The following is a 3,933-nucleotide window of genomic DNA, read 5'->3' as shown; positions in this document are numbered from 1 at the left end:
GCGCCGGTGAAGCCGCCGGTGGCCCTGGCCACGTCCTTCAGGTCCACATCCTCGGCCAGGGGCTTGTTGCGGGCGTGGATTTTCAGAATCTCCTCCCGGCCCTTGATGTCGGGGGCGCCCACGTAGATCTGCCGGTCAAAGCGGCCGGGGCGCAGCAGGGCGGGGTCCAGAATGTCCTGCCGGTTGGTGGCGGCCATGACGATGACCCCCTCGTTGGCGGCAAAGCCGTCCATCTCCACCAGCAGCTGGTTCAGGGTCTGCTCCCGCTCGTCGTGGCCGCCGCCCAGGCCGGTGCCTCTCTGGCGGCCCACGGCGTCAATCTCGTCGATGAACACAATGGCGGGGGCGTTCTTCTTGGCCTGGTCAAACAGATCCCGGACCCGGCTGGCGCCTACGCCCACGTACAGCTCCACGAAGTCGGAGCCGGAGATGGACAGGAAATGGACCCCGGCCTCGCCGGCCACAGCTTTGGCCAGCAGGGTCTTGCCCGTGCCCGGAGGGCCCACCAGCAGAATGCCCTTGGGGATACGGGCGCCCAGGGCCAGGAAGCGCTTGGGGTCCCGCAGGAACTCCACCACCTCCCGCAGTTCCTCCTTCTCCTCGTCGGCGCCGGCCACGTCGGCAAAAGTGACCTTCCTGCCCTCGTCGGAGACGGTGCGGGTGCGGGCCCGGGAGTACCGGCTGGTCTTGTCGGCTCCGCCGCCGCCGGCCTGCCGCTGGAACATGATGTACCACATGGCGAAAAAGACCACTACAATCACCAGCGTGGGCAGCAGGGCGCTGGCCCAGGCGGGCAGGCGGAAGCCCGCCGGGTAGTCGAAGGCCTGGATAATGCCGTTGGCGTGCTGCTTGACAATGGTGTCGTTGAAGTCCCGGTAGAACAGCTCAAAGCTGGGCAGCTTGTAGCTGACGGTATAGCTGCCCTGGTAGGGCTCCCACAGCTCCATGGTCACCGTGTCGTCCTTGACCTGGACGGTCTTGACCTGCTGATTGTCCAGCAGGTCGTGGATTTCGGAGTAATAGACTGCTTTCCCGGCGTTCAGCCCCATCAGCGCGTAGACAGTAGCGAGCAAAATGAGAAAAATAAACAGATAGAACACCAGGTCGCGGCCGGAAATTTTCTTCTTCAATACGGACCTCTCCCTCCACGGGGCGCCCCATGGGGGCGGGCCCGTTTCAATTCACAGCTTATGATACGCCGTTGGGGCGGACGGGGGACTCAGCCCTCGCCGCCGTACACCCGGGGCTTGAGAATGCCGATGTAGGGCAGGTTGCGGTACTTCTCCGCGTAGTCCAGGCCGTAACCCACCACGAACTCGTCGGGGATGGTGAAGCCGGTGTAGTCCACATGGACCTCCTTCACCCGGCGGTCCGGCTTGTCCAGCAGGGTGCACAGCCTCATGGACGCGGGCTTACGGGCCCGGAGCAGCTGCAGCAGATAGGACAGGGTGTTGCCCGAGTCCAGAATGTCCTCCACCACAATGATGTCCTTGCCCTCAATATCGTCGGACAGGTCCTTGGTGATCTGCACCTGGCCGGAGGAGGTGGTGCCCCTGCCGTAGGAGGAAACGGACATGAAGTCGACGGTGCAGGGCACCTCAATCTTCCGGATCAGGTCCGCCATGAACACAAAGGAGCCCCGGAGCACCGAGATGAGCATGGGCTCCTTCCCGGCGTAGTCCCGGTTGATTTCGGCGGCAATCTCAGCCACCCGTTTCTTCAGTTCTTCCTCAGAAAAAAATACCCGTTCAATGTCCTGTTCCAGCATCGTCGCTCATCCTTCCATTTTCTCTGTTTCTGTTGTAGTGTATTCTCTCTCCCGCAGGACAAAGCGCAGCGCAGCGCCGAAACGGGGGTGCTCCCCGTTCTCTCCCAGCCCGGCCACGGCGATGACGCCGTCGCCGTCGGCGGCCACGGGGATCCGCTCCCGGTCCCTCCGGGGGATTTTTTCGTCTATCATCAGCTTTTTCACCGTCCTGCTTCTGCGGCCGGGACGGGTCAGCTCGTCCCCCTGCTGCCGGGGGCGCACAATCAGCCCTGGCCAGGGCTCCTCCTCCAGCACCAGCTTCCAGTCGGTGCCAGGGATGGGGTTCTCGCCCCGCACCGGGGTCACCGGCTCAAAGGGAGGCCGGGGGTCGTCCCGGGTGGTGAGGAGCAGCTCCCCGTACACCCGCTGCGCCAGCCGCCCGCCCGGCAGAAAGGCCACCGCCGACGGGTCCTCCCCACGGCACAGGTCTACAATGGCCTCCAGGTGGGCGGCGGAGCAGTCAGTGTCCCCGTCCCCCATCATCTCCAGCAGCCGCCGGGCGGCCCGGGGGGCGATGGCCGCGGGGGCGTCGGCCAGGTAACGGGCCTCGATGACCAGGTCGTCCTCCGCCCAGCGGGCGTGGGCGCACACCTGGGCCGCCTGGGCGTTGAGAAAGTCGTTGTCCGAGCGCAGGTAGCGGGTGGTGTCCGTCATGCGCCGGACAAAGCCGGGGTTCAGCTCCTCCAGCAGGGGTATGACCTGGCGGCGGATGCGGTTGCGGGTGAAGCGCTCATCGGAATTGGAGCTGTCCTCCACATGGGGGATGCCGTACAGATCCAGGTACTCCACTACCTCCCGGCGGGTGGTGGTGAGCATGGGCCGCACCAGGTCCCCGCGGCGGGGGGCGATGCCCGCCATGCCCTGGAGTCCGGTGCCCCGGATGAGATGGAGCAGCAGGGTCTCGGCGTTGTCGTCGGCGGTGTGGGCGGTGGCGATGCGGTCGCAGCCCAGGCGCTGTGCCGTCTGGCGAAGGAAGGCGTACCGCATGTCCCGGGCGGTCTCCTCCAGCCCACGGCCCTGCCGGGCGGCCTCAGCGGCCACGTCGCCGCGGCCCACCGCCAGCTCCACGGCGGGCAGGGTGTGTTCCCCTTCCCGCCCGGCAATGCGCTGGGGACCGCACCATTTGGCCACAAAGTCCCGGACAAAGGCCTCGTCCCGGTCGGACTCCGCCCCCCGGAGGCAGTGGTTATAGTGGGCGGCAATCAGGCGGAAGCCCAGCATGTCCCGCAGCAGCCACAGACGGTGGAGCAGGTACACCGAGTCGGCACCCCCGGACACGGCGCACAGCACCGTGCCCCCACGGGGGAGCATGTCGTATTCCATTGCAAGGGTATTCAGGGCGTCTGTCATAGATTCTCCTTATGAAAACAGGGGAAAAGCCTCGCAGAGTTTCCTCCGCTGTACGGCGGAAAGAAAATTCAAGGAGGTGCGGAGCAGAACATGGCCTGCGCAGCACACCACTGCTTGCTCCGCCACCGGCGGGCAACCACCCCCGCCGTGCGGGGGTGAGGGGGGTATCGCGGGCATTGTGCCGCCCTAGCGGCGCGGTGCCTGCGTATCCAGGGGGGACAGCGTCCCCCCTGGAAGATATCACGCCTCGCGTCGTCCTCGCAAGCTGCATATCACTCGCCCCGGCATAAATGCCAGGGCTCGCTCACTCCGCTGCTCGTCCTCTCCCCAGAAAAGCGCTTCGCGCTTTCCCGGGGGCCCCGGTTTCTCCGCGCGGCGCATGACGGCTCGGACGCTCGGCATATCACGCCTCGCCTATGCGCTGCGCCCGGCGTATCACGCCTCGCCTGTTCGCGACGCGCGGCTTCCCTCCCACTCGGGCTTGAAACAGTGCCGCTGCGCGGCACTTCGGTTTCGCGCCCTCGGTCCGGTCCATCCGCGCTGCTCACGACGGCTCGGTCGCTCGGCATATCACGCCTCGCCTATGCGCTGCGCCCGGCTTCGCTGCGACTCCGGCTGGTCTGCGGGCCGCACAGCGGCCCTCCGCTCGCCGTCGCTCCGCTCCATCCGGGCGGCGCATGACGGCTCGGTCGCTCGGCGTATCACGCCTCGCCTGTTCGCGACGCGCGGCTTCCCTCCCACTCGGGCTTGAAACAGTGCCGCTGCGCGGCACTTCG

General features: G+C 66.5%; 3 protein-coding genes. All 3 read right to left on the bottom strand.

Annotation, left to right across the window (positions count from 1 at the left end; translation table 11 throughout):
• Window positions 1-1,130 (bottom strand): FtsH/Yme1/Tma family ATP-dependent metallopeptidase (locus Q0K06_RS13750; protein WP_294553698.1); only part of this gene is annotated, 1,130 nt, incomplete at its 3' end.
• Between the two features lie 89 nt (window positions 1,131-1,219).
• A complete protein-coding gene (hpt, locus tag Q0K06_RS13745; protein ID WP_294553696.1) occupies window positions 1,220-1,768 on the bottom strand; it encodes a hypoxanthine phosphoribosyltransferase in 549 nt (182 codons plus the stop codon).
• Between the two features lie 6 nt (window positions 1,769-1,774).
• Complete coding sequence (gene tilS / locus Q0K06_RS13740; protein WP_294553693.1) at window positions 1,775-3,157, bottom strand: tRNA lysidine(34) synthetase TilS; 1,383 nt, start codon at window positions 3,155-3,157, stop codon at window positions 1,775-1,777.
• Window positions 3,158-3,933: the final 776 nt, after the last annotated feature.

The sequence above is a fragment of the uncultured Pseudoflavonifractor sp. genome (genome assembly GCF_944387805.1).
In the GTDB taxonomy this organism is placed as follows: domain Bacteria; phylum Bacillota; class Clostridia; order Oscillospirales; family Oscillospiraceae; genus Pseudoflavonifractor.
Note: the sequence above shows the minus strand (reverse complement) of the source record. Positions and strands in the feature narration are given on the sequence as shown.

What these genes read in the sequence shown, in the direction of transcription:
- tilS (WP_294553693.1), bottom strand. Translation starts at nt 3,157, where the DNA reads ATGACAGACGCCCTGAATACCCTTGCAATGGAATACGACATGCTCCCC.
- hpt (WP_294553696.1), bottom strand. Translation starts at nt 1,768, where the DNA reads ATGCTGGAACAGGACATTGAACGGGTATTTTTTTCTGAGGAAGAACTG.